Origin of the sequence: Actinomadura opuntiae (assembly GCF_030283205.1) — a bacterium.
Lineage (GTDB): Bacteria > Actinomycetota > Actinomycetes > Streptosporangiales > Streptosporangiaceae > Spirillospora.
In genome coordinates this window covers 205,042-230,673 of the sequence record NZ_JASNWF010000012.1, presented here as the reverse complement: position 1 = coordinate 230,673, position 25,632 = coordinate 205,042, and the positions used below count along the sequence as shown (strand labels likewise).

General features: G+C 75.2%; 23 protein-coding genes. 7 read left to right on the top strand and 16 right to left on the bottom strand.

Annotated elements, in window-relative coordinates; genetic code table 11:
• Positions 1-29 precede the first annotated feature (29 nt).
• Entirely contained in the window at positions 30-2,828 is a 2,799-nt protein-coding gene (locus QP089_RS26400) for a hypothetical protein (protein ID WP_285914847.1), read from the bottom strand.
• 60 nt (positions 2,829-2,888) lie between these two features.
• Positions 2,889-4,046: a M20/M25/M40 family metallo-hydrolase gene (locus QP089_RS26395; RefSeq protein WP_285914845.1), complete on the bottom strand. Its 1,158-nt coding sequence runs from the start codon at positions 4,044-4,046 to the stop codon at positions 2,889-2,891.
• A gap of 155 nt (positions 4,047-4,201) precedes the next feature.
• Between QP089_RS26395 and QP089_RS26390 the strand changes: the two genes are divergently transcribed.
• Together QP089_RS26390 and menC are read left to right on the top strand one after the other, a co-directional pair.
• Positions 4,202-4,990, top strand: coding sequence for a GNAT family N-acetyltransferase (locus tag QP089_RS26390; RefSeq protein WP_285914843.1), 789 nt, complete (start codon positions 4,202-4,204; stop codon positions 4,988-4,990).
• Positions 4,990-6,108 carry an o-succinylbenzoate synthase gene (menC, locus tag QP089_RS26385; RefSeq protein WP_285914842.1) on the top strand — a complete coding sequence of 373 codons (1,119 nt, stop codon included), beginning with the start codon at positions 4,990-4,992 and terminating at the stop codon, positions 6,106-6,108. Before QP089_RS26390 ends, menC begins: the two co-directional genes overlap by 1 nt.
• Positions 6,109-6,167: 59 nt before the next feature.
• On the opposite strand, the gene QP089_RS26380 is transcribed toward menC, so the two are convergent.
• The 4 genes from QP089_RS26380 to QP089_RS26365 all read right to left on the bottom strand — a co-directional run bounded on the left by QP089_RS26380 (position 6,168) and on the right by QP089_RS26365 (position 10,859).
• Positions 6,168-6,980, bottom strand: coding sequence for a serine hydrolase (locus QP089_RS26380; RefSeq protein WP_285914840.1), 813 nt, complete (start codon positions 6,978-6,980; stop codon positions 6,168-6,170).
• A gap of 72 nt (positions 6,981-7,052) precedes the next feature.
• Positions 7,053-8,459 carry an SLC13 family permease gene (locus tag QP089_RS26375; protein WP_285914838.1) on the bottom strand — a complete coding sequence of 469 codons (1,407 nt, stop codon included), beginning with the start codon at positions 8,457-8,459 and terminating at the stop codon, positions 7,053-7,055.
• Between the two features lie 49 nt (positions 8,460-8,508).
• Complete coding sequence (locus QP089_RS26370) at positions 8,509-10,140, bottom strand: N-acyl-D-amino-acid deacylase family protein (protein ID WP_285914837.1); 1,632 nt, start codon at positions 10,138-10,140, stop codon at positions 8,509-8,511.
• Entirely contained in the window at positions 10,137-10,859 is a 723-nt protein-coding gene (locus tag QP089_RS26365) for a MurR/RpiR family transcriptional regulator (RefSeq protein ID WP_285914836.1), read from the bottom strand. The genes QP089_RS26370 and QP089_RS26365 overlap by 4 nt, the downstream gene beginning before the upstream one ends.
• Positions 10,860-11,116: 257 nt before the next feature.
• Between QP089_RS26365 and QP089_RS26360 the strand changes: the two genes are divergently transcribed.
• Positions 11,117-12,364, top strand: coding sequence for an acyltransferase family protein (locus QP089_RS26360; protein WP_285914834.1), 1,248 nt, complete (start codon positions 11,117-11,119; stop codon positions 12,362-12,364).
• A gap of 63 nt (positions 12,365-12,427) precedes the next feature.
• Positions 12,428-13,357 (top strand): SLAC1 family transporter, encoded by a 930-nt coding sequence (locus tag QP089_RS26355; RefSeq protein WP_285914833.1) that lies wholly within the window; start codon positions 12,428-12,430, stop codon positions 13,355-13,357.
• A gap of 2 nt (positions 13,358-13,359) precedes the next feature.
• Here the strand turns inward: QP089_RS26355 and QP089_RS26350 are convergent, their stop codons facing one another.
• The 7 genes from QP089_RS26350 to QP089_RS26320 all read right to left on the bottom strand — a co-directional run bounded on the left by QP089_RS26350 (position 13,360) and on the right by QP089_RS26320 (position 19,157).
• Entirely contained in the window at positions 13,360-14,769 is a 1,410-nt protein-coding gene (locus QP089_RS26350) for an MFS transporter (RefSeq protein WP_285914832.1), read from the bottom strand.
• A 127-nt stretch (positions 14,770-14,896) separates the two neighbouring features.
• The gene (locus tag QP089_RS26345; RefSeq protein WP_285914831.1) at positions 14,897-16,477 is read right to left on the bottom strand and encodes a DHA2 family efflux MFS transporter permease subunit; all 1,581 of its coding nucleotides are present in this window, start codon (positions 16,475-16,477) and stop codon (positions 14,897-14,899) included.
• Between the two features lie 222 nt (positions 16,478-16,699).
• On the bottom strand, positions 16,700-16,825 hold the full coding sequence (locus QP089_RS26340) for a hypothetical protein (RefSeq protein WP_285914829.1): 126 nt from the start codon (positions 16,823-16,825) through the stop codon (positions 16,700-16,702).
• Positions 16,826-16,836: 11 nt separating this feature from the next.
• Positions 16,837-17,388 carry a MarR family winged helix-turn-helix transcriptional regulator gene (locus tag QP089_RS26335; protein ID WP_285914828.1) on the bottom strand — a complete coding sequence of 184 codons (552 nt, stop codon included), beginning with the start codon at positions 17,386-17,388 and terminating at the stop codon, positions 16,837-16,839.
• 34 nt (positions 17,389-17,422) lie between these two features.
• Positions 17,423-18,127: a hypothetical protein gene (locus QP089_RS26330; protein WP_285914826.1), complete on the bottom strand. Its 705-nt coding sequence runs from the start codon at positions 18,125-18,127 to the stop codon at positions 17,423-17,425.
• Positions 18,124-18,723: an ATP-binding cassette domain-containing protein gene (locus tag QP089_RS26325; protein ID WP_285914824.1), complete on the bottom strand. Its 600-nt coding sequence runs from the start codon at positions 18,721-18,723 to the stop codon at positions 18,124-18,126. Before QP089_RS26325 ends, QP089_RS26330 begins: the two co-directional genes overlap by 4 nt.
• Complete coding sequence (locus QP089_RS26320; RefSeq protein ID WP_285914822.1) at positions 18,720-19,157, bottom strand: hypothetical protein; 438 nt, start codon at positions 19,155-19,157, stop codon at positions 18,720-18,722. The genes QP089_RS26325 and QP089_RS26320 overlap by 4 nt, the downstream gene beginning before the upstream one ends.
• 63 nt (positions 19,158-19,220) lie before the next feature.
• Here QP089_RS26320 and QP089_RS26315 point away from each other — a divergent pair, with 63 nt between their 5' ends.
• A complete protein-coding gene (locus tag QP089_RS26315; RefSeq protein ID WP_285914821.1) occupies positions 19,221-21,902 on the top strand; it encodes an ATP-binding protein in 2,682 nt (893 codons plus the stop codon).
• 4 nt (positions 21,903-21,906) lie between these two features.
• Here QP089_RS26315 and narI read toward each other — a convergent pair whose 3' ends face one another.
• The gene (narI, locus tag QP089_RS26310) at positions 21,907-22,650 is read right to left on the bottom strand and encodes a respiratory nitrate reductase subunit gamma (RefSeq protein WP_285914820.1); all 744 of its coding nucleotides are present in this window, start codon (positions 22,648-22,650) and stop codon (positions 21,907-21,909) included.
• Entirely contained in the window at positions 22,647-23,366 is a 720-nt protein-coding gene (gene narJ / locus QP089_RS49060; protein WP_446474088.1) for a nitrate reductase molybdenum cofactor assembly chaperone, read from the bottom strand. Before narJ ends, narI begins: the two co-directional genes overlap by 4 nt.
• A gap of 430 nt (positions 23,367-23,796) precedes the next feature.
• Here narJ and QP089_RS26295 point away from each other — a divergent pair, with 430 nt between their 5' ends.
• Positions 23,797-24,426 (top strand): nucleoside/nucleotide kinase family protein, encoded by a 630-nt coding sequence (locus QP089_RS26295; protein WP_285914818.1) that lies wholly within the window; start codon positions 23,797-23,799, stop codon positions 24,424-24,426.
• On the opposite strand, the gene QP089_RS26290 is transcribed toward QP089_RS26295, so the two are convergent.
• The gene (locus QP089_RS26290) at positions 24,423-24,812 is read right to left on the bottom strand and encodes a DUF6221 family protein (protein ID WP_285914816.1); all 390 of its coding nucleotides are present in this window, start codon (positions 24,810-24,812) and stop codon (positions 24,423-24,425) included. The two genes, QP089_RS26295 and QP089_RS26290, sit on opposite strands and share 4 nt — an antisense overlap.
• A 63-nt stretch (positions 24,813-24,875) precedes the next feature.
• Between QP089_RS26290 and lipB the strand changes: the two genes are divergently transcribed.
• Positions 24,876-25,586: a lipoyl(octanoyl) transferase LipB gene (lipB, locus tag QP089_RS26285; RefSeq protein ID WP_285914815.1), complete on the top strand. Its 711-nt coding sequence runs from the start codon at positions 24,876-24,878 to the stop codon at positions 25,584-25,586.
• Positions 25,587-25,632 lie beyond the last annotated feature (46 nt).

Here is a 25,632-nt window from a genome sequence, read left to right as displayed (position 1 = left end):
CCGCGGGCCCACCGCCGGCGGGACGGCCGTCAGCGGTGGCTGTGGGCGCGCGACCACAGGGCCGTCCAGCCGCCCGCGCCGAGCCAGGACGCGGGGACGCGCAGCCCGCGCGCCGCGACCTCGTCCCAGAGGAGCGCGGTGTCGGCGCCGAGCTCGGCGGCGTCGGGCAGCGCGCGCCGCCACGGACCGTCCTCGTCCTTGAGGGTGGTCGCCGGGTAGCCGGGGACGGCGATCTTGCGCGGCGGCACCACGATCGCGAGCGGGACGTCCGGCGCGGCGCAGGTGACGAGGACGGCCAGCGCGCACAGCAGCGGCTCGGTCGGCCGGTGCGCCACGGCGCGGGCGACGGCGGGGTCGTCCTGGACGGCCAGCCGCCCGATCGCCGCGCGGACGCGGCGCGCCACCAGGTCCAGCGCGTACGGTTCGGCGATCGCGGGCAGCCGGACGAGCCTGCGCAGCGTCTTCGGCAGCGGCGGCTCGCCGAGCAGCAGGGGAAGCTGGTCGTAGCGCTGCCGCAAGGCCGGATCGAGGCCGTCCAGCGCGGTGGCGAGCGGCCGTTCCCCCGTCGCGTCCCACAGCCCGGCGAGCGTGACCGAGCCGGTGTCGAGCGCGCGGCGGACGGCGGCGGTGAGCTGCGCGGATCCGAGCCGGCGCAGCTTGGGGAGCGCCGCGTCCGGCGGCGTCGAGGCGACCGCGGCGAACGCCTCGCGCGTCGCGGCGCCGGTGCCGTCCCAGGCGGCGCGGCCGAGGTCGCCGAGCGCCGGTCCCACCTCCTCGACCAGGCGCGGCGCGGGTCGGCGGCGCGACGGACGGACGGGCGGCACCTCGTCCGGCACCGGGTCCTCGGGCGGCCTGGTGCCGGGGATCGCGGCGACCCACGCGGCGAACCGGCGGTCGAGCTCCTCGTCGGGGGACGCGTTGAAGCGCGCCGCGATCTCGGTGACGCGCCAGCCGCGCGACTGCGGGCGGCGCGGGCCGACCTCGGCGTTGGCGACGAGCACGCCGTCCTCGCCGTACAGGCCGAGCAGGGCGACGCGTCCCTGGCGGGCGTCCTCGACGTACCAGTGGGAGGCGATGCAGTTGCCCATGTAGTCCGACCATTCGGCGAGGTCGCGCGCGCTGCGGGCCACCTTCACGCGGACCTTCGCGCCGGGCACCGCCGTCCCGTCGACGGCCGCCAGCGCCGCCGGGACCTTGAACTCGCCGGTCAGCGCCTCGCTGATCGCCGTCCCCGCGGTCAGGCCCTCGGTGAACCCGCTCCAGGTGCGCACGCCCTTGGGCGGGACGCCGCCGAGCGCGACGAGCTGCGCCGCGCCGGACACCGCGAGCGTCACCGAGTCGAGCCGGGGCGTGAGCGGCTCGGGGTCCTGCGGGGGCGGGTCGTGGTCGAACCAGGGGGCGCCGGTGCCGTCCACCGAGCGCGCCGCGTCGTGCCCGTGCAGCTGGGCGAGCGCGTCGATCAGGTCGACGTACCAGAGCAGGTCGCCGAGGAGCTCGTCGCGGTCGCGCAGCGGTTCGCGGTCGCCGAGGAGCGGGCCGGTCCACGGCGGGATGCCGTCCCATCCGGCGGGCGGCCGTACCGGGCTGTACCCGACGGCGGCGCGCCAGTCGCGCAGGTCGCCCGCGCCCCAGTCGCGCAGGAGATCGCCGTGGTGGCCGATCATCCGGTCCATGACCGTCTCGACGGTCTCGATGACCAGGAGCGCGAACTCCTTGGCGCGGGTCAGCCGCGGTTTCACGTAGCCGATGAGCCGGGCGTCGACCGGCTTTCCGGCGGACAGCCTGCGGTGGATCTCCCCCACGTGGACGGTGGGCCGGGCGGGCAGCCCGCCGGAGCGGTGACGGCCGTCCGCCCACCCGGGGCACTGCTCGACGACGGCGCCGAGAAGTGCGGCGGAGCGGGACAGGCCCTCCTCGTAGCCGTGGTCGGCGACCGCGACGGCCGTGCGCAGCAGGGCGGTGGCGGCGATCGCGTCATGGAACATCCGGACGAGCTGGTCGCGCCAGTAGACGTTGGGCGGCCTCCACCGCGCGGCGTCGGCGAGCGTGGGCTCGTCCAGGCACAGCTCCGCCTTCATCCGCCGGACGACCAGCTCGTCCTCGTAGCGGGCGCGGCGCTCGCGCAGGTCGCCGAGCCGGTCGCGGCGGCCCTGCGTGGCCAGCCGGCGGTCGCGGCGGCCCCGCCGGTCCTCCTGGTCGAGCACCCGCGCCCACAGGTCGAGGAGCAGGTCGAGCCGGCGCGGGCGGGACACCCCGTCCAGCACCTGGCGCAGGTACCCGGCGAGCACGGACGGCGCGCCGGGGACGGCGGCGTCGGGGCCGTCCAGGTCGAGGACGCGTTCCAGCTGCTCGGGCCCGAGGACGTCGCTCGCGGCGGACGCCAGGTGCAGCGCGGCCCACCGCCCGTCCCCGGCCGCCTTCGCCGCCGCCGCGCCCACCCGCCTGGTGACCGACGGGCCGAACAGCGCGACGAGGAACCCGGCCCGGTCGCCGAGCCGGTGCGCGTTCTCCAGGCCGAGCGTCCGCAGCGCGGCGAGGACCGCGTCGCGCTGGTCGCCGCGCGCCCCGTCCAGGCGGGCGGAGCGGAACCCGTTGCCGAGGTCGACGCCCGCGCCCGCGGCGACCGTCCCCCCGGCCGCGACCAGCGCGGACAGCTCGGCGACCGCGCGCCGGACGTCCTCGCCGGGCGCGCCGGCGGGCCCCAGCGCGACGGCCGCGCCGGGACGCGCGCCGGACGCGTCGTCCACCCGGACCGGGGCGCCGGACGGGCCCGCCGTCCACGCGCCCATGTCCGAGGCGACGACACCGCCGGCGAGCCTGATCTTCACAAGGTCGAGTCTTGCCCGCCCGGCGCCCCGCGTCGACCGATTTCACCCCGTCCGGTCGGATCAGGGACGGTACGGGACGGCGAAGAGCGCGGCGAGGAGGGCGGCGCAGCGGGACAGGTCGGCGGCCTCGATGCGCTCGTCGGCGGCGTGCGCGCCCCGGCCGCGCGGGCCGAGGCCGTCGAGCGTCGGCAGGCCGCGGGAGCCCGGCAGGTTCGCGTCGCCCGCGCCCGCCGCCGGACGGCCCCGGACGGTCTGCCCGAGCGCGGCGCCCACCTCCGCCAGGTGCGCCAGCAGCGGGTTGTCCGGGTCGTCCTGCCAGGTCGGACGGGACGTCAGCACCTCGGCCTCGACCTGCGCGCCGTCCCGGACCGGGCGGGCGGCGCGCAGCACGTCCAGCATCCGGCGCTCGGATCCGGCGTCGGTAAAGCGGAGGCCGATCTCCGCCCAAGCGTCCCCGGCGATCACGTTGGCGCGGCTGCCGCCCTCGATCCGGCCGATGTTGAAAAGGGTGGTGCCGTCGTCGGGCACGGCGGCGCGGACGGCGGCGAGCTGGTCGAGCAGCTCGTCGATCGCCGACACCCCGCGGCCGGGGTCGAGCGCGGCGTGCGCCTCGCGGCCCCGGACCCGCAGCGCGACACGGGTGCTGCCCCGCCGCGCGGACTTCAGCGCGCCGTCGGGGTGCGGCGACTCCAGGCCGATGACCGCGGCGGCGCCCTCCATCTCTTCCTCGACGAGCGCACGGCCGGTGGGGCTGCCGACCTCCTCGTCCGCGACGACGACCGCGCGGACCGGCGCGGGCACCGCGATCCCGGCGGCGTCGAGCGCCTGGAACGCGGTCTCCAGCGCGACGAGACCGCCCTTCATGTCGAAGACGCCGGGCCCGGTGATGGTCGTGCCGTCGTCGGTGTAGGGCATGTCGGCGAGGCGCCCGACGGGCCAGACGGTGTCGTAGTGGCCGACGACGAGGAGGTGCCCGCCGCCGTCCGGCCCCCAGGACGTGACCAGGTGGTCGCCGCTCGGGGACGGCACCCGCCGCACCCGGCCGCCGGCGGCGGCCTGCCCGGCCTCGACCAGCCCGGCGCAGCGGGCCAGGGCCGCGGCGTCGCCGCTGGGCGACTCGGCGAGGGCGTATGCGCGCAGGCGTGCGCGGGAAGGGTCCAGGAGTGCGGCGGCGGCCTCGGTGATCCGGGCCGCCGCGGCGGGGTCCAGGGCGGTCATGTTCCTCCGGCTCCCGACGATCGGTGACGAACATAGGAATCGTATGTCCGTCACGATCCTCGCAATATTTGACGCTGACAAGGCGCGATGCTACAACGAGGACATAGATCCACAACATATCCAGGTCAGGACATGTGCCGACAGCAAGCGATGCGATGCCAGTGAGATCCCCGGCCGTCCACGTGCGGCCCCTGACCGGGCCCGCGGAGATGCGCGCCGCGGTCGCCCTGTACCGCGAGGTGTTCCGGCTCGGCGAGACCGACCCCGCGGTCAGCCCGCGGCTGCTCATCTCGCTCGCCCACAACGGCGGGTCGGTCGTCGGCGCGTTCGACGGCGGCGAGCTGGTCGGGTTCGCCTACGGCTTCGGCGGCATCGACCCGTCCGGCGCGGTCTACCACTACTCGCAGATGGCCGCCGTCCGCGAGGACCAGCAGGGCCGCGGCGTCGGCCGCGCCCTCAAGCTCGGCCAGCGCGAGCAGGTGCTGTCCACCGGCGTCACCGCGATGCGCTGGTCGTTCGACCCGGTCCGCACCCGCAACGCGCACTTCAACCTCGACGTCCTCGGCGCGGTCGCGCGCTGGTTCGAGCCGAACCTGCTCGGCGTCGAGGACGTCGGCCGCGACCGCGGCATGCGCACCGACCGGCTCATCGTCGAATGGGACCTGACCGCCGACCCGGCCGCCGCGCCCCGCCGCGCGCCCGCGCCGCCGCGCGTGCCCTGGGGCGAGGCCGTCCCCGCCGGGGACGCCGTGCTGCTCGGCCTGCCCAGCGACTGGGACGCCCGCGTCGCCGCCGACCGGGACGCCTCCGTCGCGCTCCGCGAACGCGTCGCGGGCGTCCTCGGCCGCCTGGTCTCAGGCGGCTACGCGGCCGTCTCGTGCAAGGTCGCCTCCGGCGACACCGCCGTCTACCGGTTCGTTCCCGACCCGCAGGAGAAGAACTGATGCCCGCCGTCGCCGCCGTCGAGGCGTTCCGGCTGCGCCTGCCGCTCGTGCACAGCTTCCAGACGAGCTCGCACCGCAAGTCGCACCTCGAGCACATCGTCGTCCGGGTGACCGACGGGGCCGGCGCCGCCGGCTGGGGCGAGATCGCCTCGCCGAGCGACCCGTACTACTGCCCGGAGACCGTCGACACCTGCTGGATGATCCTGCGCCGCTACCTCGCGCCCGCGCTGGTCGGGGCCGAATGGGATCATCCGTCCGAGGCCGGGCGCGCCTGGGCGCGGATCCGCGGCCACCACTTCGCCAAGGCCGGGCTCGACATCGCCTGCTGGGATCTGTGGGCCCGCACGACCGGCGCCCCGCTCGCCGCCGCGCTCGGCGGCACCCGCGAGCGCATCGCCGCCGGCGTCAGCCTGGGCATCGAGCCGACCGTCGACGCGCTGCTCGCGCAGGTCGGGCGGCACGTCGCCGACGGCTACCGGCGCATCAAGCTCAAGATCGCGCCCGGCTGGGACGTCGCGCCGACCCGGGCCGTCCGCGAGGCGTACCCGGACCTGGCCGTCCAGGTCGACGCGAACGGCGTCTACCCCGAGTCGCTCGAGGCGCTCGCGACCATGCGGGAGCTGGACGACCTCGGCCTGCTGCTCATCGAGCAGCCGTTCGCGCCGGGCGCCCTCGCCGCGCACGCCCGCCTCGCCGCCACCATCGGCACCCCCGTCTGCCTGGACGAGTCGGTCGACGACCTGGACCAGCTCGACACGGCCATCGCATTGAGCGCCGGGAGCATCCTGAACGTCAAGGTGTCCCGGATGGGCGGGCTCACGGCGGCCCGCACGGCGCACGACCGCGCCATGGCGGCCGGCTGGAAGGTGTGGTGCGGCGGCATGCACGAGTTCGGCGTCGGCCGCGCCGCGAACGTCGCGATCGCGTCCCTGCCCGGCTTCGACCTGCCCAGCGACGTGTCCGGCTCCGACAAGTACTACGCGCACGACATCGTGACCCCGCCCATCCGCGCGACCGATGGAACGGTGCCCGTCCCGACCGCCCCCGGCCTGGGCCACGAGGTGGACGAGTCGCTGATCCGCGCCGAAGCGACCGAAACCTTCCAGACCCCGCGTTGAGTTGCGGCGAGTCGTTGTTATGGCGCTGCCCATAACAACGACTCGCCGCAACTTGACGATTACGGGGCGGGGACGGGTGGGGTGGGGGGTGTAAGGCCGGTCGCGGTGTAGACGGCGCGGCCGGTGTCGGCGATGAGGGAGACGGCCTCGGCCTCGCTGTCGATGCCCTCCGTCATGACCACCAGGATGATCGGGTCGCGGTCCGGGGCGAGGACGATCCCGGCGTCGTGGCAGACGGCGGCCAGCTCGCCCGTCTTGTGGGCCAGCGTCACGCCCGGCGGCAGGTGGCGGGGCAGCCGGTCGTTGACCTGCTGGCGGGCCAGCACGTCCAGCGCGAACGCGGTGCCCTCCTCGCCGAGCAGCTCGCCCGCCACCAGGCCGGTGAGCAGCGCGGCGACGTCCGCCGGGGTGGTGAGGTTCTCCTCGCCGCGCTCGCGGGCCGCCGCGTCCATCATCACGCGGGCCAGCACGGTGCCGTGCAGCCCGTGCCGAGCGCACCAGGCGTTCACCGCGTCCCTCCCGACCAGGTCGATCAGCAGGTTCGTGGCGGTGTTGTCGCTGACGATGGTCATCAGCGTGACCAGGTCGCGGACGCTGAACTCCGCCGCGTCCGCGAGGTCCTTGATGACGCCGCTGCCGGGGACCCGGGCACCGGGCGGCACCGGCAGCCGCTCGTCGAGCGACCGGCGGCCGGCCTCCGCCTCGGCCAGCACCGCCGCCATGACCGCGAGCTTGATCACCGACGCGGAGGTGAAGCGGTGGTCCGCGCGCACCTCCGCTCGCCCGCCGGTGCCGAGGTCGTGCACGGCGACGCCGAGCGTCCCGCCCAGCCGCTCCGCCCGCCGCGCCAGTCCGTCGAGTTCGTCGCGCATGCCAGACCTCCAGGAGCAGTGTTGCCCGGGGGGGGACGACCCCCCGCACCCCCCGGGCCGACTTCGTCGGAATTAGAGCAGAAGGGCGAAAAGGACCAGGAATCCCGCCGTGTTCGCGACCATGATGGCCCAGCCGTTGAAGAGCATCATGCGCAGATCGCTGGAGCGGGCGAGTCCCATCTGGCCCATCATGTCCGCGGTCGGGTACGGGCCGAGCTGGTCGATCTGCGCCGTCCCGAGCAGCGACACCGCCCACGCCGCCGGGGGCACGCCCAGCGACGCCACCAGCGGCCCGAACAGCTTGTTGATCAGGACGACCTGGGCGACCGCCGCGCCGGGCACCGCGTGCACGTAGCCGAGCAGCACGACCAGCAGCAGGAACGCGTAGGGGCCGACGTCCGGCATGACGTCCTTGAGATGGTCGAAGATCGTGTCGAACGCGCCGGTCTTCTGGACCAGGGTCAGCAGCGGGTCCAGCAGCCAGAACAGCATGAACAGCCAGATCAACCGGGCCGCGCCCGCGTAGACGGCCTCCGCCGTCCCCTTGGCGCCGAGGCCGCCCGCCAGGCCGGTCGCGGCGGCGGTCACCACCATGACGACCAGCGCGTAGGAGTAGCCCGCCTTGACCCACACCCCGTAGACGGCGAGCGCGACGAGCACGCCGATGAAGGCGAGCGCGGCCCGCTGCCCGCGCCTGTCGGGCGCGGCGTCGGGGTCCTCGTCCTGGGCGGCGTCCTCCGGCGCGTACTCCTGGTCGGTGTGCTTCTGGATCCAGCGGGCCATGAAGAAGCCGGTCACGATCGTGATCGCGCCGACCGGCAGGCCCGCGTGCAGCAGGTAGTCGCCGTAGGACAGCTTCGCGGCGGCCGTGATCGTCACGACCGGCGGGGTGAACGGGCCGAGCATCAGCCCGGCCGCGCCCGCCGCGTGGAACATCGCCGCGACGGCCGGCGGCCGCCAGCCCATCCGCGCCGCGATGGGGATGACGATCGGCGCGATGATCGCGTTGCCGCCCGCGAGGGTGCCGAGCGCGCCCACGATGACCAGCGACGACACCATGACGCCGAGCTGGACGCGGGTGGGGGTGCTCAGCCCGATCCGGCCCATCACCGTCCGGACGAGGGTCTGCGCGGCGCCGGTCTCCTGCGCGACGTGGCCGAGGCCGGCGCCGAGCAGGATGATCAGGCCGATCACCGCGACCAGCGAGCCCATCGACGCGGCGAGCTGCTCGCCGAGCGGCACCGGCGCGGTCCTGGTCATGATCGCGGCGACGATGACCGCCCCGATGGTGGCGAGCACGACGTCGACGCCGAGCAGCGCCAGCACCGCGTACATGATGATGGGGACCAGGCCCCAGATGCCGGCCTTGCCGCCGGCGACGGCCAGCACGATGCCCGCGACGACGCAGATCGCGAAGCAGACCACCGCGGTGAGCTGCCTGCGGTCGAGCCGTCCGCCGAGGGTGACGGCGCTACTCAATCGCGCTCCTGTTCAACGGGGATCCGGGGGGATCCGGTAAACGACGCGCTCAGCCGGCGCGGCGCAGCACGCGTCCGGGACGCGCGCCGGTGGCCGTGCCGTCGCGCAGCACGGGGACGCCGCGCACGAGCACGTGCCGCACACCCGTGGCGAGCCGCCAGGGGTCTGCGAAGTCGGAGTTGTCGATCACCGCGGCGGGGTCGAACACGGCGATGTCGGCGACGCGGCCGGGCCGGATCTCGCCGCGGTCGGCCAGCCCGAGCCGGGCGGCGGGCAGGGAGGTCATCTTCCGGACGGCCTCGGGCAGCGTGAGCACCTCGTCCCGGCGGACGTAGCGGCCGAGGACGCGCGCGAACGTGCCGAAGCTGCGCGGATGGGGGCGGCCCCCGCCCGACGGCGCGAGCGTCCAGCCGTCGCTGGCCACGCTGACCAGCGGGTGCGCGAGGACGGCCGACACGTCGCCGGCGGACATCGCGTGGTTGACGATCGCGACGGTCGCGTTGTGCGCGGCCAGCAGTTCCAGCGCCGCCTCCGCGGCGTCGGTGCCGATCTCGTCGGCGATCTCGGCGAGGCTGCGGCCGATGAACCGGGAGTACGGGCCGTCCGGCAGCTCGGCGACGACCACCCCGGCCGGGTCGATGTCGCGGCCGAAGCGGGCGCGCAGCTCCGCGGCGATCCGGCTCCGGGTGGAGCGTTCCATCAGGCGTTCGAGCAGCCGCGCGGCGCCGCCGTCCATCGCCCAGCCCGGCAGCCGGGCCGTCAGCGTCGTCGACGAGGCGGTGTAGGGGTAGACGTCGGCGGCGACGTCCACGCCCCCGGCGCGGGCCGCCTCGATCTTCGCGAGCGCCTCGTGGACCGCGCCGTGGTTCGCCGGGCCCATCGCCTTGAGGTGCGAGATCTCCAGCCGCGCCCCCGACCGGCGGGCCGCGTCGAGCGCCTCGTCGACCGCCGCGAGCAGCTCGTCGCTCTCGTTGCGCATGTGCGTGGAGTACAGCAGGCCGCGCTCCGCCGCTTCTGTGGCGAGCGCGGCGACCTCGGCGGGCGAGGCGTACGATCCCGGCGCGTAGATCAGCCCGGTGGAGAAGCCGAACGCGCCCTGCTCGGCGGCGGCGGCCAGCAGCGACCGCATCCGCGCGAGCTCGTCCCCGGTGGCGGGACGCTCGTCGGCGCCCATCACCAGCGTCCGCAGCGCCTGGTGCCCGACCTGCGTCGCCAGGTTGATCGCGGGCCGGTCCGCCTCGACGGCGCGGGCGTAGCCGTCCAGGTCGCTCCACTCGAAGTCGACGCCCGCCGCCAGGAACCCGGCGGCGCCGCGCAGCTCCTCCGCCTCGGCCACCGGGAACGGCGAGAACCCGCAGTTGCCGCCGAGCAGCGTCGTCACGCCCTGGTGCACGGCCGTGTCGGCGGCCGGGTGCTCCCGGACGGTGAAGTCGGCGTGCGAGTGCAGGTCGATGAAGCCGGGCGCGACGACCAGGCCGGTCGCGTCGAGCTCCGGGCCCTCGTGCGTCTTGCCCGGCGGGACGACGTCGCGGACCACGCCCTCGCGGACCACCACGTCGGCCCGCCGCGCCGGCGCGCCGGTGCCGTCCAGCACCTCGCCGCCGGTGATGACGACGTCGTCGGCCTCGTGCCTCGCGTGCGCCGCGCGCCTCGCCTGCGCCGCGTGCAGTGCGTGCCTCATCCGTCCGCGCCCCCTCGTTCGTCGGAGTAGATCGCCAGCGCCCGCGCCAGCCCCTCGCGCCGGGCCAGCCGCCGCCGCGCCCCCTTCGCGCTGGCCGCGGTGAGCGTGGCCAGCGCGTGCACGACGGCGGAGACCGCGGTCGGGGAGTCGCTGAAGGACGCGCTTCCGGTGTCGACCACCACGGTGGTGTGCGCGGCACCGGCCAGGGGGCTGCCCGCGTCGTCGGTGATCGCCACGACGTGCCCGCCCGCCGCGGCGAACTCGCGTGCCACGACGATGGTCGGGCGGGCGTAGCGGCGGAACGAGAACGCGATGAGCACGTCCGTCGGCCGCACGTCGCTGAGCACGTCGATGGCCCGCACGGCGGCCTCGTCGATCAGGGCGACCCCGGCGAGGCTGGCCGACAGCTCCAGGTGCAGCAGGGTCGCGTGCGCGCGGCTCTTGGCGCTGCCGAGGACGAACCGGCGCCGGGCCGCGACGACCCGCGCGGCGGCCTGCTCCAGCGTCCCGTCGGCCTGCAGCGCGGTCATGGTGTGCTCGAGGTTGGCGCGGTCCGCCTCGATCACCGCGTTGAGCAGCACCGAGGCCGAGGACTGCCGCCGCAGGCGCGCGCCGTAGCGGGCGTTCGGGCTGCTCAGCCGGCGGTTCTCGGCCGCCGCCTCGTCGCGCGCCCCGTCGCGCGGGTCCGCGGCCGCGGGCCGGCGGGCGTCCTCGCTCACGAACCACTCCCGTCGCCGGATACGTACCCTATGGTGCCGCGCCCCGTTTCTAGCAGTATGGCGCAGCACACGTCAATGATGCTGTTCAATCCCGCTATGCACGGGTCGCTCGAGAACCGCACGACCCTCGTCATTCCCTGGTGATAAGGAACGTATCCCGATCGCCACCACGGCTGCCGTTTCGGCGGTCCTGGGGGTTTTCTGGAGATCTTGACGAAGTTGGCGGTGTTTCTGTCTTGGAGGTCTAGCCTGTCGGAATGATCCCGCCCTTAGGCGTTTCCACCTCCGCGACGCGGCTCGGGTGGCTGGACGTGCTGCGGGGGTGGGCGGCGCTGGCGGTGGCGCTCCACCACGCCACGTACGTGTACCTGCCGGACGTCCGGATCGCGCTGCAGGGCTGGTTCGATCCCGGCACCTACGGGGTGCTCGTCTTCTTCCTGGTGAGCGGGTACATCGTCCCGGCGTCGCTGGAGCGGCGGGAGAGCGTGCGCGGGTTCTGGATCGGCCGCTTCTTCCGCATCTACCCGCTGCTGGCGGTGGCGTGCCTGCTCGCGGTGCTGCCGTTCCTGCTGGGGGTGCGGGGCCTGCGGGCGGGGCTGGAGCAGTACCACCCGATGACGGCGATCCTCGCGCACGCCACGATGATGCAGGACCTCCTCGCCGTCCCGAACGCGATGAACGTGCTGTGGACGCTGTCGTACGAGATGGCCTTCTACCTGCTGGTCGTGGCGCTGTTCGTGGTGCGGGCGCACCGGCGCTCGGCGCCGGTGGCCGTCGGGATCGCGGCGGCGGCGCTGGCGGTGGGCGGTCTGGTGCAGCCGTGGCGGCTCACCGGGCTGCTGTCCCGGACGGCCGGGGTCGGCGCCGTCGTCGCGGTCGCGTTCGTCGCGCTGGTGGTCGCGGTCGCGGCGGCGGTGTCGCGCCGCGCGGGCGCGCGGGTCGCGGGCGGGCTGCTCGGCGGGGTGCTCGCGGCCGTCCTGGTGACGCTGAACGGCCGGGTCGACGCGTGGCAGGGCCTGGCGATGATGGCGCTGATGTTCGCCGGGACCGCCGTCCACCGCGCCGAGCACGGGCAGATCCCGCGCTGGTCCGGCGCGGCGGCGGCCGTGCTGGTGCCGGCGGGCGCGCTCGCCGCCGGACTGTGGAACCTGCACGGCTACTGGCACCCCCAGCTCGTCTGGGCGGGGACGGTCGTGGCGGCGACGGCGACGTTCGCGGCGGCGTGGCTGCTGCGGCACCGCCGGTTCCCGCGCTGGGCGACCGCCCTCGGCGCCATGAGCTTCTCGGTGTACTTGCTGCATCCGCTGCTGCTGATGGTGTCGGCCCAGTTCCTCGGCCGGTCCGGCCGCGAGGACGTGCCGGGCCTGCTGGTCTTCCTCGCCGTGCTGCTGGCGGCCGGCTGGGCGTCCCAGCGCTGGATCGAGGCGCCGGCGCAACGGCTGGGCCGCCGCCTCGCGCGGCGCGCCCCGTCCACCGCCGCCGAGCCTCCGGTGCTGGTGTCCTGAGGCCGCCGCTCTTCGGCCGGGGGCGGTTCGCGTGCGCGCGAACGCGAGGGGTAGAAGTGACCGGTGAGCGGTGGAGAGAGTGCGCGCGGTCCCCAGCCGTGGGGCGCGATGGTCATGGCCACCGGCATCGTGTCGGTGGGGCTGGACCTCGCCGGGTTCGCGTGGGCGACGCGTGTGCTGCTCGCCGCCACGGCGGTGCTGTGGATCGTGATGGCGGTGACGTTCGGCCTGCGGCTGCGGGGCGGGCGGGACAGGCGGCGCGCGCAGGAGTCCAGCCCGGTCACGCTGACGGCCGTCGCCGGCACCGGGGTGTTCGGCGTCGGCCTCCTGCTGTTCAAGCGCGACGTCGCGGCCGAGGCGCTGCTCGCGCTGATGGCCGTGGCGTGGGCGCTGCTGCTGCCGCAGGTCGTGCGGCATCTGGGACGGCGGCTGCCTGGCTCGGCCTACCTGGTGACGGTGGCGACGCAGTCGCTGGTGGTGCTGTCGTCCACGCTGTCGAAGCAGCTCTCGGTGCGCTGGCTGCTGTGGCCGGCGGGGGCGCTGCTCGCCCTCGGCCTCCTCCTGTACGCGTTCGTGCTGAGCCGGTTCGACTTCGACCAGCTGCTGCACGGGGCGGGCGACCACTGGGTGCTGGCGGGCGCGCTGTCGATCTCGGCGCTGGCCTGCGCGAAGCTCGCCCTCGCGGCCGGACCGCCCGCGCCGCGCGCGCTGGAATGGCTGACGCTGGCGATCCTGGCCGTGGCGTTCTCCTGGTACGCCCTGCTGGTCTGCGCGGAGATCCGCCGGCCCCGGACGGGCTATGACGGCCGCCGCTGGTCGACGGTGTTCCCGCTCGGCATGACGGCGGCGGCCGCGATGACGGCCGGGACGGTGATCGGCCTGCACTGGCTGACCGTGCTCGGCCGCGTGCTGCTGTGGCCGGCGCTCGCCGTCTGGGCCGTCGTCGCGGTCGGGGCCGTCCGCCATGCCGCCGCGTCCCGCACCGCGGCCTGAGGTCAGCGCCGGGGGCGGGGCAGGAAGGCGACCAGCGCGGTGCCCGCCGCGGTGATGATCGCGGCGATCAGGAACGCGGTCGCGTAGCCGCCCGCGAGGTCGGTGCCCGACCGGGCCGCCGCGGTCGCGAGGATCGTCAGGCCGATCGCGCCGCCGATCGTCCGGGAGGTGTTGACGACGCCCGCGACGGCGCCCGCCTCGGCCCGGTCGACCCCGGCCGTCGACGCCTCCACCAGCGGCGTCATCAGCAGGCCGAAGCCGGTCGCCATCACGATGCCGGGGCCGAGGATGGAGCCGGTGAACGTCCCGCCCGCGTCCAGGACGGCGCTCTGCCACGCGAACCCCGCGGCGGCCATCAGCCCGCCGCCGGCGGCCAGGAGCCGGGCGTCCATCCGGGCCATCAGCGTGGGCGCGAGCCTCGACCCGGCGATGATGCCCGCGGTGTGCGGCAGGAACGACACGCCGGTCCGGACGGCGCTGTAGTGCAGGACGTTCTGCATGTAGAGCGACAGGAAGTACCAGAGCGCGAACCCCGCCATCGTGCTGACGAGGGTGGCGAGGTTGCCGACCGCGACGCTGCGCAGCCGGAACAGCCGCAGCTGGACGAGCGGCTGCGCCGTCCGGGCCTCCACGGCGACGAACAGCGCCAGCAGGACGAGCCCGGCGAGCAGCGGCAGCAGCGAGTCCCCCGACGTCCAGCCGTGGTGCTCGGTCTGCCCGATGCCGAAGGCCAGCAGGCCGACGCCGCCGGTGACGAGCACCGCGCCGGGCAGGTCGAGGCGTTGCCGCGCGGCGGCCGCGGCCTCCTCGCGCAGCCACCGCGCCGCGACGACCGCGATGGCGGCGCCGACCGGCACGTTGATCAGCAGCACCCAGCGCCAGCTGAGGTAGTCGGTCAGCAGCCCGCCGACGAGCCCGCCGGTCGCGCCGCCGGCGGTGCCGACGGCCGTCCACATCGCGATCGCCTTCGTCCGCGCCGGCCCCTCGGGGAACGTCCCGGTGATCAGCGACAGCGTGACGGGCGCGAGGATCGCGGCGCCGAGGCCCTGCACGGCGCGGGCGCCGATGAGCATCCCGGCGTCCTGCGCGAGCCCGCCCGCGAGGCTGGCCGCGGTGAACAGCCCGAGACCGGTGATGAACACCCGCTTGCGGCCGAACAGGTCGGCGGCGCGGCCGCCCAGCAGCAGGAACCCGGCGAACGCGAGCGAGTAGGCGTTGACGACCCACTGCAGGCTCGTGGCGCCGAGCCCGAGCCCGCCGCGCATGCCGGGCAGGGCGACGTTGACGACGGAGATGTCCAGGACGACGAGGAACTGGCCGGTGGACGCGGCGAGGAGCGCGACCCAGGCCGGAGCCCCGCCGGCCTGCCGCTCCCCCGCCCGGGCGGCGTCGCTTTCGTGGATCGTGGTCATGGACCTCATGCTGTCGCCGCGGCCCCCGCCCGCGCGTCGGCCGCCGGACCCAACCCGTGGGGTCCCATCGACCTAGGTCCTCGCCTCGGCCCCGCCGCGCCGGCCGGGCGCGGCGGGGCCGAGGCGATCAGTGCGCGGGGCGGTTGCGGACGCCGATCGCGGCGACGGCGGCTCCCACCGCGCACAGCACGCCGGTGACCAGGACGGCTACATGGACGCCGTTCATGAACGCCTGCCCGCTCGCCTCCACCACGGCGGCCTTGGCCTGCGCGGGCATGGCGGCCGACGTCGGTGCGACGCCCATCGCGACGGCGTCCCGCGCCCCGGCGAGGCCGCCGGCCACGGGAGCGGGCACGCCGGCCGAGGACAGCTCGGCGGCGTAGGTCGCGCCGACCCGGGCGCTGATCAGCGACACGAGCACGGACGTGCCGAGCGCACCGCCGATCTGCAGCACGGTCGCCTGCAGCCCGCCCGCGACGCCGCCGTCCCGGACCGGGGCGTTCCCGACGATCGCGGCGGACGACGCCGACAGCACCATCCCGGCGCCGAGGCCGAGCGCGACGAACGGCGGCCACAGCACGGCGAACGGGGAGCCGGCGTCCCACCCCAGCATCGCGAAGCACGCGGCGGCCTGCAGCGCCATGCCGAGCGGCATCGTGAACCGCGGCCCGAACCGGTCGGTCAGCGCGGCGCCGAGCGGCGACGCGACGACCGACGCCAGGCTGAGCGGCAGCGTCCGCACCCCCGCCTCGACCGGCGAGAGCCCCCGGACGTTCTGCAGGTACAGCATCACGAAGAAGATCACGCCGAGCAGGACGAAGAAGTTCAGCGCGGTGATGACCGCGCCGATCGTCAGCGCGGGGTTGCGGAACAGCCGCATCGGCAGCAGCGGGTGCGCCACGCGGGTCTCGACCCAGCCGAAGACCAGCAGGACCGCGATGCCCGCGCCGATCGCGCCGAGGGTGCCGGCCGACGACCAGCCCCACGTCTCGCCCTTGACGACGCCGAACACCACCGCGAGCAGGCCGACCGCGAGCAGCACGACACCCGGCAGGTCGAAGCGCTCCTTCGCGGCGCCCTCCTGCTTGCTCTGCGGCAGGACGAACGCGCTGAACACGAGCGCGACGACGCCGATGGGCGCGTTGATGTAGAAGACGGACTCCCAGCTGACGTGCTCGACGAGCAGTCCGCCGACGATGGGCCCGAGCGCGGTGGACACCGTCGAGACCATCGCCCAGATGCCGACCGCCATACCGAACTTGCGCGGCGGGAACACCGCACGCAGCGAGGCGATGGTGTTCGGCATCAGCAGCGCGCCGAACAGGCCCTGCAGCGCACGGAAGACCAGGACACCCTCGATGGACCCGGCGAGCCCGATCGCGACCGACGCCACGACGAACCCGGCGACGCCCACCAGGTAGAAGGTGCGGCGCCCGAAGCGGTCGCCGAGCTTGCCGCCGAGGATCAACGCGGCCGCGAGGGCGAGCAGGTAGGAGTTGGTGACCCATTGCAGGTCCGCGGTGGAGGCGTGCAGGTCCCGGCCGATCTCCGGGTTCGCGATCGACACGACGGACGCGTCGAGGCCGACCATGAACAGGCCGAACGCGACGGCGATCAGGGTGAGCCACGGGTCGGCCCGCAGGCCCCCGCGCTTCCCGTGCACGGGCCGCGAGCGCGGCCCGGCGGATTCCACGGACGTGGACGACATGGATGAACCTCTGTTCTCGCGATACAGGACGGCAGCACGGCACGGGCACAGCGCGGCGCGGCACGGCGCGGCGTGACCTTGGTGCGGCACGGCAGGGCACGGCGCGGCGTGACCTTGGTGCGGCGCGGGCGGCTGCCGGTGATGGTGATGAGGGGGCGCGGCGCCGCGTCCGGCCGGGCGTCCTGCCCGGTCGGCGCGGTCAGCGGATGCGCCGAGAATGCGTCAGGAGTTCAGGGCGCCCAAAGCGGAGCCGAGCGCGTCCTTCGCGCCGTCGCTCAGGGCGCGCGGAGCTGCCGCGCCGCGCGCGCCGCTGACGGGCGCTGACGTGCGGGCCGTCCACCTGCTCATCGTCATGACGGTCACGTGACCGGGCTTTCGGAGGCCGGGGCTTCGAGTTCCAGGGGCTCCGAGGACGAGGGAAGTTCGGCGGTGGCGCGTTCGAAGGTGCGCGCGAGGAGGACGAGGGCCTCGACGACGCGCTCGCGGTCGGCGCCGAGCCCCGCGACCAGCCGGGACTCGATCTCGACCTGGCGCGGGAACAGCGCGTCGACGGCCGCCTTGCCCGCGTCGGTGACCGAGATGAGGGAGGCGCGCCGGTCGGCGGGGCTGGGGGTGCGCTCGATGAAGCCGCGCTTCTCCAGCTTGGCGAGCGCCTTGCTGATGCCGGCCCGGGACATGTGCCGGTGCTCGGCGATGCGGCGGGCGATGACGGGCTGCTCCATGTGCCGCAGCGGGATGAGCAGGTCGACCTCGGGCGCGGTCAGCGGCGCGTCGTCGTAGAGCGGCTCGATGGCGGCCTCCAGCTGGGCGGCGACGCGCTTGACCAGCTCGGCGATCTGCATGGCGGAGGCGTCCATGCCCGGGTGGCGGGCGGTCCACTGTCGGCGGACGGCCGGCGGCTGCGGCAGCACCCGCACCTCCCTTTGTAAACCAGCGAACTACTCATTACCGTTCCCCAGGGTATCCGACCCCGGCAGGGCCGCGGCGAGGCTGGCGGTCGTTGACGACCCGCACGCGGCGGTACCAGACCAGCAGCGCGAGGACGGCGAGCCCGGCGCTGTAGGCGAGCGCGTGCAGGACGAGCGGCCACGCCGCCGGGGACGGCCGCGTCACGTCGGTGAACCGCAGCAGCGCGTAGAAGGGCAGGTAGTCGCCGACCCGGCCCGGGGCGGTCGGGGCGATGCCCGCCAGCCCGATCAGCACCAGCGTGGCCTCCAGCTCGTGCGGGACGAGCACCGCGATGGCCCAGCCGAGCATCACCGACACCAGCCCGCCGAGGACGAGCCCGAGGACCAGGTCGCGCGGCCGGTCCGGATGCGAGCAGGCGACGATGAGGGCGCCGAACGCGGCGGCGACCGCCAGCGCCAGGCCCGCCAGCACGGCGAGCCGGCCCATCACCAGGTCGACGGGCCGGTACCCGGCCTGCACGAGGCGCGGGTCGGCCCGCCGGGCGCCCAGCACGGCGAACAGCGCGGCGGCGCCGCTCGTCCAGCCCATGGCGAGCGCCCCCGCGCCGATCGCCCAGGGCCGGCCGGACGCCAGCTCCGCGAGGTACCAGGTGGCGGGCAGCGCGAACAGCAGGGCCAGCGCCGGCCAGCGGCCCGCGAGGTCGCGGGCCTGCATCTCCGCCGGAAGCAGCCATCGGTTCATGCCGGCACCTCGATCACCCGGTCGGCCCGCCACAGCTCGGCGAGCATGTGCGTCACGACGACGACCGCCTTGCCGTCGTCGCGCCAGGTGCCCGCCAGCTCCCAGAACCCCGTGTAGGAGCAGTGGTCGAGGCCCTGGTACGGCTCGTCCAGCAGCAGGACGCCGGGGTCGCCCAGCAGGCTCAGCACGAGGTTGAGCTTCTGCCGGCCCCCGCCGGACAGCCGCCGGGCCGGGACCCGGGAGTGCCCGGCGAACCCGAGGGCGCCGAGCAGCCGGGTCCCGGTGCTCAGCGACCGCTCCCGGCCCCAGCCGGCCGCGCCGCCGAACAGGACGAGGTGGTCGCGGGCGGTCAGCCGCTCCAGCAGCACCGGCTCCTGCGGGCAGTAGCCGACCCGCCCCGATCGGACGACCCGTCCGGTGTCCGGGCGCAGCAGGCCCGCGCAGACGCGCAGCAGCGTGGTCTTGCCGGCGCCGTTCTCGCCGACGACCGCGACGATCTCGCCGGACCGGGCGGACAGGCCCGCCCCGTCCAGCACGACCCGGCGGCCGAAGCGCTTGCCGATGCCCGACGCCGCCAGCACCGGGCCGTCGGTCACGCCGCCGCCCTCGCCTCGCGCGCCGACCAGAGCGCGGCGATGCCGGTGAGGCCGAGGACCATCCCGACTCCGACCGTGACGTAGACCCAGGCCGGCGCGCCGATGAAGTACGTCGGCACGCCGAGGACGGCCGCCGAGGCGAGCCGGGTGCCGATCGCGAGGGGAACGCCGCCGCGCCGCCCGCGCAGGGCGAGCAGGACGCCCGCGAGCGTGCCGAGGCCGAGCAGCGCGCTCAGGATCCCGACGAACGCGGGCGGCGGGTCCGACTCGCCGAGCGAGATAACGCCGTCGACGTTGAACGCCGCGGAAAGGGCGCACAGTGTGAGTCCGGTGGTGGTGCGGTTCATGGCGGTTCCCTTCGTGCCGGATCGGGACGCGGAGCCGTAACCTGCGGGCCGTCCCACGGTGGCCACCCGCTTCTCCGCGTTCTCCATGGAGACGACGCTAGGAATCGGGCACGCTACGGACATCTGTGGAACCACTCATCGGGGTACTCAATGACGACGTTCGTCGGGCGCGAGCGCGAGATGGCCTTCCTGTCCGGGCGGCTCGCCGAGGCGCTGGCCGGTGACGGCGGGGCGGTACTCGTCGAGGGCGACGCGGGCGCGGGCAAGACCGCCCTGGCCCACGCGCTGGTGCGGCGCGCCCGCGCCGACGGCGTCCGCACCGCCTGGGGCGCGTGCCTCGAAGGCGAGGGCGCCGCGCCCTACCGGCCCTGGACGCAGGCCTTCCGCGCCCTCGGCCTCCCCTCCCCCGACCTCGCGGGCGGCAGCAGGACCCGGCTGTTCGACGAGGTCGCCGGGCTGGTCCGGGACGCCGCCGGGCCGGGGCTGCTGCTGGTGTTGGACGATCTGCACTGGGCCGACCCGTCCTCGCTGTCGCTGCTGCAGGTCGTGGCCGCCGAGGCGCCGGACGTGCGGCTGCTGCTGGTCGGCCTGTACCGCGGCCCGGAGGCGCCGCCGGCCCTGCGCCCGGTGCTGCGCGGGCGGGCCTGCTCCTCCCTGGTGCTGGGCGGCCTGACGCCCGCCGAGACGGGACGGCTCGCCGCGGACGAGCTCGGCCACGAGCTAGGCGACCGCGACCTGGCCGGGCTGCGCGAACGCTCCGGCGGCAACCCGCTGTTCGTGCTGGAGCTGCTGCGGCTGCGCAGGGCGACCGGTGACACCGCCGGCCTGCCGAGCGGCGTCCGCGACGTGATCGAGCAGCGCGCCGGGCGACTCGGCCCGGCCGCCGCGGCGGCGGTGCGGCGCGCCGCCGTCCTCGGCCGCGAGTTCGCCCTGCCGGTGTTCACCGCGGTCACCGGCGAGCCGCCCGAGGCGCTCGACGAGGCGGTGGCGGCGGGGCTCGTCCGCGTCGACCCCGGCGGGACGGCCCGGTTCTCCCACGCCCTCGTCCAGGAGGCCCTCTACTCCCGGCTCGGCACGGCCGAGCGGGAGCGGCTGCACGCCCTGGCCGCCGAGGCCGTGCGGGCGGACGGCACCGCCGAGGCCCTCGCCTACCACCTGCGCGAGTCCGGCGACGCCGGGCGGGCGCTGGAGGCGACCCTCGAAGCCGCCCGGCAGGCCGTCGCGCGGCTCGCCCACGAGCACGCCGCCGCGCAGTACCGGGCGGCGCTCGCCCTGCCAGGCGCCGCCGCCCGCCGCGCCGGGCTGCTGGTGGAGCTGGCGCGCTGCGAGTTCCGCAGCGGCGACGTGGAGGAGGGCTGGCGGCACTGCCGCGAGGCCGCCGGCCTCGGCCGCGCGTCCGGTGACGCGCGGGTCGTCGCCGACGCCGCCACGGTGCCGCGCGACCTGGCGTTCTCGCCGCTGACCGCGCAGGTCCACGCGCTGTGCCGGGACGCGCTGGCGCTGCTCGACGGTGCCGACCCGGTGCGGGAGACGCGGCTGCTCGCCCAGCTCGCGATCACCGCGGACCCGTGGGCGAGCACCGCCGCCGGCTCGGGTCCCGCGCTCGGCGAACGCGCGCTGGCGGCCGCGGAGGGCACCGGCGATCCCGACGTGCTGCTGCTGGCCTTGCAGGCACGGCACACCGAACTGGTCAACGGTCGCCACGTCCAGGACCGGCTGGCGCTGGGCGAGCGCGCCGCGCTGCTCGGCCGGACGCTGCCGGAGGCCGCGCTCTGGGGGCACACCTGGCGGATGGACGGGTTCGCCGAGCTGGGGCGCCGCGTCGAGTTCGACGCGGAACTCGCCGCGTTCACCGGGCATGTCGAACGGTCCGGCGAGCCGCTGTGGCGGTGGCGGCTGCTCCTCGTCCGCGCGGCCGTCGCGCTCGTGGAGGGCCGCTTCGCCGAGGCGCGTGCCCTCGCAGCGGAGGCGCTCGCGCTCGGGCGGCGCTGCCGGCACGGCGGCGCCGAGCACCTCGACCTGGTCTTCGCCGCGCACACCGCGATGCTCACCGGCGAGGGCCTCGCCGAGGTGGAGCCACTGGTCCGCCGGCTCAGCGAGCACGGCCCGTTCTTCGCCCGGTCCTGGCTCGCGGTCGTGCTGGCTCATCTCGGGCGGCGGGACGAGGCGGCCATGATCTGGCGCAGCGTCGCCCCGCACCTGGACCAGGTGCCCGCGCCCGCCGCCGAATGGCTGATCATCTCGGCGGGGCACGCGGAGCTGCTGAGCCTGCTCGGCGAGACGGCCGAGGCGCCCGCCGTCTACGCGACGCTGCTGCCGTTCGCGGGCCGCCAGTCGGTCGGCCCCGCCCACACGCCCTGGGGCGGGCCCGTCAGCCTGCACCTCGGACGGCTCGCCCTGCTCATGGAGGACGTCGAGGCCGCCGAGACCCACCTCACCGCCGCCCTGGCGGAGAGCGGGGCGCTCGGCTCACCGCCGTACCAGGCCATGACCCATCTGGAACTGGCCCGCCTGTGCGCGCTGCGCCGCGGCCCCGGCGACGTCCGGGCGGCGGCGACGCACCGGGAGACGGCACGTGACCTGGCCGAACGCCTGGGTATGGCGCCGCTGGCCGAGAAGGCCCGTGTCAGCGCCGACGGGCCGGGTCCGCTGTCGTCGCGGGAGCGGCAGATCGCCGCGCTGATAGCCGAGGGCCTCACCAACCGCCAGATCGCCGGCCGCCTGCACCTGTCGGAGCGGACCGTGGAGAACCACATCTCCCACATCCTCGACAAGCTCGGCGTCGGCAACCGCACCCTGATCGCCTCCTGGCACCGGCGGACCGGGGCGTGAGGGGTCAGTACCGCACGCCGATCCTCCGCCACCGGCGGCCGCCGGTGCCCGGCTCGGGCGGCGGGCCGGCGCGCCGGTCGCGGTAGACGACGTAGGGCCGCCACAGGTACCACAGCGGGTAGCTCCAGGCGTGCACGAGCCGGCTGAACGGCCACACCGCGAAGATCAACCAGGCGGCGGTGGCGTGCACCTGGTACATCACCGGCGCGTCGCCGATCGCCCGGTGGTCGGGCGCGCCCGCGAACAGGCTGCGGAACCACACCGACACCGTGGTGCGGTAGTCGTAGCCGTCCCCGAACTCCTGCACGCCGAGCGTCAGGTAGATGCCGAGCAGGCTGATGATGCCGAGCAGGACCAGCGCGAGGTAGTCGACCGCGCTCGTGGTGGCGCGCACGCGCGGCACGCCCATCCGCCGGAAGATCAGGATGCCCGCGCCGACGAGCACCCCGATCGCCGCGACCGACCCGGCGATGCCGGAAAACAGCGTGTAGGCGCGTTCCGGGACGCCGAGCCATTCGGTGAACGACCTCGGAATCAGGATGCCGATGACGTGCCCGGCGATGGCGGCGAACGTCGAGTAGTGGAACAGCGGCGCGCCCCACTTCAGCAGCCGCCGCTCCTGCAGCTGCGTGGAGCGGCTCGTCCAGCCGAACTGGTCGTAGCGCCAGCGCCAGACGTGCCCGACGACGAACACCACCATCGCCGCGTAGGGCAGGATCACCCACCACCACGTCTGGAAACCGCTCATCGCCGCGCCCCCGTTCCGCTGCCGTCGAGGTACTCCGGCGGGGCGAACGGCTCCAGCCCCACCTCCTCCTCCGGTGGTCCCTGCTCCCAGGCCCGGCGCACCAGTGCCAGGTCCCGGCGGCCCAGCTTCGGCAGCCGCGCGCACACGGCGGCCACGACGTCGGCGTAGGGGGTCCCCGCGTCGGTCAGGGCGCGGCGCAGCAGTTCCAGGTCGGCGCGGTGGCCGCGCAGCAGCTTCTCGCCGCGCGGGCCGAGCGCCGCGAAGTCGAGGACGAGCGGCAGGTAGTCGGGCAGCTCGTCCTCGGACGGCTCGAACCCGGCCGCGCGGTACGCCGCCTTGAAGCTGAGCATCGCCATCCCGCGCTTGCGGGTGTCGCCGTAGCGGTAGTAGCTGAGGTAGAGCGCGCAGCGGCGGCGCAGGTCGAACGTCTCGACGTAATGCTGCGCGACCTCGGTGGGCGGCTCGTACTCGGGCGAATCCGGGCCGACCGACGGATAGTCGGTCTGCTGCGTCTCCCAGGTGATGATGCCGTCCTTGACGTACACCTTCCACGAGCACGACCCCGTGCAGTTCACCCCGTGAGTGGAGCGGACCTCCCGGTCGTGCCGCCAGCGCTCCCGGTAGAACTCCTCGGCGCCGCGTCCGCCGTGCCGATGGAGACGCCGGTAGTCGTCGGACGGTTTTCCGGGAACGAAGAATTGCGCCTGCCGCAGCATTTTCTCGATTGGCTCACCACCGGGCAGCAGCGGCGCCATCGGCTCATGCCTTTTGGAAGGCGCTCCGTCACGCGACCGCCCCGTTGCCGATGCCATGCGTCCCCCTCGCCCCGCCGAGACCGATGCGCAGACGCACGCCGGCCCACCCCACGGCACGCGCGCATACGGCCGATGAGCTACCCGGCCCGGGAACGCTCCAATCGCCGGACGGCACGCCTGTTCGCGCAGGTCCGAGGCCACCTCCGGCGAGAGCGGACGACGTGTTGTCGCCACAGGTCCCTTGCGGCGACAACACGTCGCGGCGACGCTACAGAAGAACGGCCTCCAAACGCAGAACATCAGGGGCCATAAATGGCAAATCTCCGGTTAAGTGGCCATTATTGCCGACGTTGAATACCACGCCGGCGCGGGCGTGTTGCAGGATGGGGGGATGCGTGCGCGAGCGATCACGCCCGAGCGGGCGGTCGAGGAGGTGTGCGGCCGGATCGACGGCGCGCCGCGCGAGACGTGGCGGCGGGTCGCGGTCGACGGGGCGCCGGCGGCGGAGCCGTGGGTGCTCGCCGACGCGCTGGCCGGGCCGCTGCGCGCGGCAGGCCGCGACGTCGTGCGGGTGTCGGCGCGGGACTTCCTGCGGCCGGCGTCGCTGCGCTACGAGTTCGGCCGCGAGGACCCCGACGTGTACTACGACGAGTGGCTCGACGTGGGCGGACTCATGCGCGAGGTGCTGGCGCCGCTGGAGCCCGGCGGCACCGGGAAGGTGCTGCCGAGCCTGTGGGACAGCGAACGCGACCGGGCGACGCGGGCGCGGTACACGGCGCTCCGGCCCGGCGGTGTCCTGCTGCTGGACGGGCCGCTGCTGCTCGGCCGGGGGCTGCCGTTCGACCTGACCGTCCACCTGACGATGTCGCCCGCCGCGCTGGCCCGCCGCACCCCCGGCGAGGAGGCGTGGACGCTTCCCGCGTTCGCGCGCTACGACCGCGAGGCCGAGCCGCTGCGGACCGCCGACGTCGTCCTGAAGACCGACGACCCGCGCCACCCCGCCCTCGTCGAGTCGCCCTAGGCGCGCCATTCCACCTGGTAGTCGGGGTGGTGCGCGTACGGCAGGGCGAGGAGGCGGAGCGCCTGCTCGCGGACGGCCTGCGCGGCCTGCTGCTCGGGGGTGGCGCGGCCCTGGGCGATGATCCAGGCGTGCTTCTCGCAGTCGTCGACGAGCTGCCGTCTGGCGGCCGCGTCCTGGAGGACGCGGGACGGGTCGTGGCGGGCGATGTGCTCGGCGTACGAGGCGTTCTCGGCCGACGCGACAAAGCCGGGCTCGTCGCCGGGGCCGTCGCCGCCGTCGAGCCGGACGGTGCCGCCGGACGCGGCCGCCCAGGCGGCGCCGGAGCACGCCCGGGCGACCTGCTCGTCCTTGGCCAGCCGGGCGCGCAAAAAGTCCACCAGATCCATGCGACCATCCTGCCTCGCGGGACCGGCATCGGCGCCCGGATACACTCGCGGCGGGGAGGATTCATGTCATTGACGACGTCCCACGGCGAGCCGGGCACCGCGCGCACCGGGCTGCGGGCCCGCCGCGAGGGCGGGCCGCTGCGGGTGATCGAGAGCGAGCTCGTCGACTACGCCGAGGCGATCGAGGCCATGGAGCGGATGGTGCGGGACCGGCAGGCCGGCGCCGCCGACGACACGCTGTGGATCCTGTCGCATCCGCGCACCTACACGGTGGGGCGGCGGACGCCGCCGGAGGAGCGGCCCGACCCGGCGCACGGCATCCCGGTGGTGGAGGTCCGGCGCGGCGGGAAGCTCACCTACCACTCGCCGGAGCAGATCGTCGGGTACCCGATCCTGAAGCTCGCCGACCCGCGCGACGTGGTGGGCCTGCTGCGCGACATCGAGAACCTGCTGGTCGGGGTGCTCGGCGAGCTCGGCATCGCGGCGGAGCGGCGGGACACCCCGCCGGGCGGCCCGCTGCTGACCGGAGTGTGGACGGCCGAGGGACGCAAGATCGTCTCGTTGGGGATGCACATCTCGCGGGGCGTCAGCGCGCACGGGTTCTCCATGGACGTCGACGCCGACCCCGCGCCGTGGACGTGGGCGGTGCCGTGCGGGATGCCGGACGTGGAGATGACGTCGGTGTGCCGGGAGCGGGAGCGGCGGGGGCTGGCGCCGGTCACGCAGGCGGAGGTGCGGCGGCTGATCGTAGAGGCCTGGCGGCGCGAGGCGTGAGGGACGGGCCGTTCCCGGCCCGCCCCCCTTCGGCGTCATCTGACGG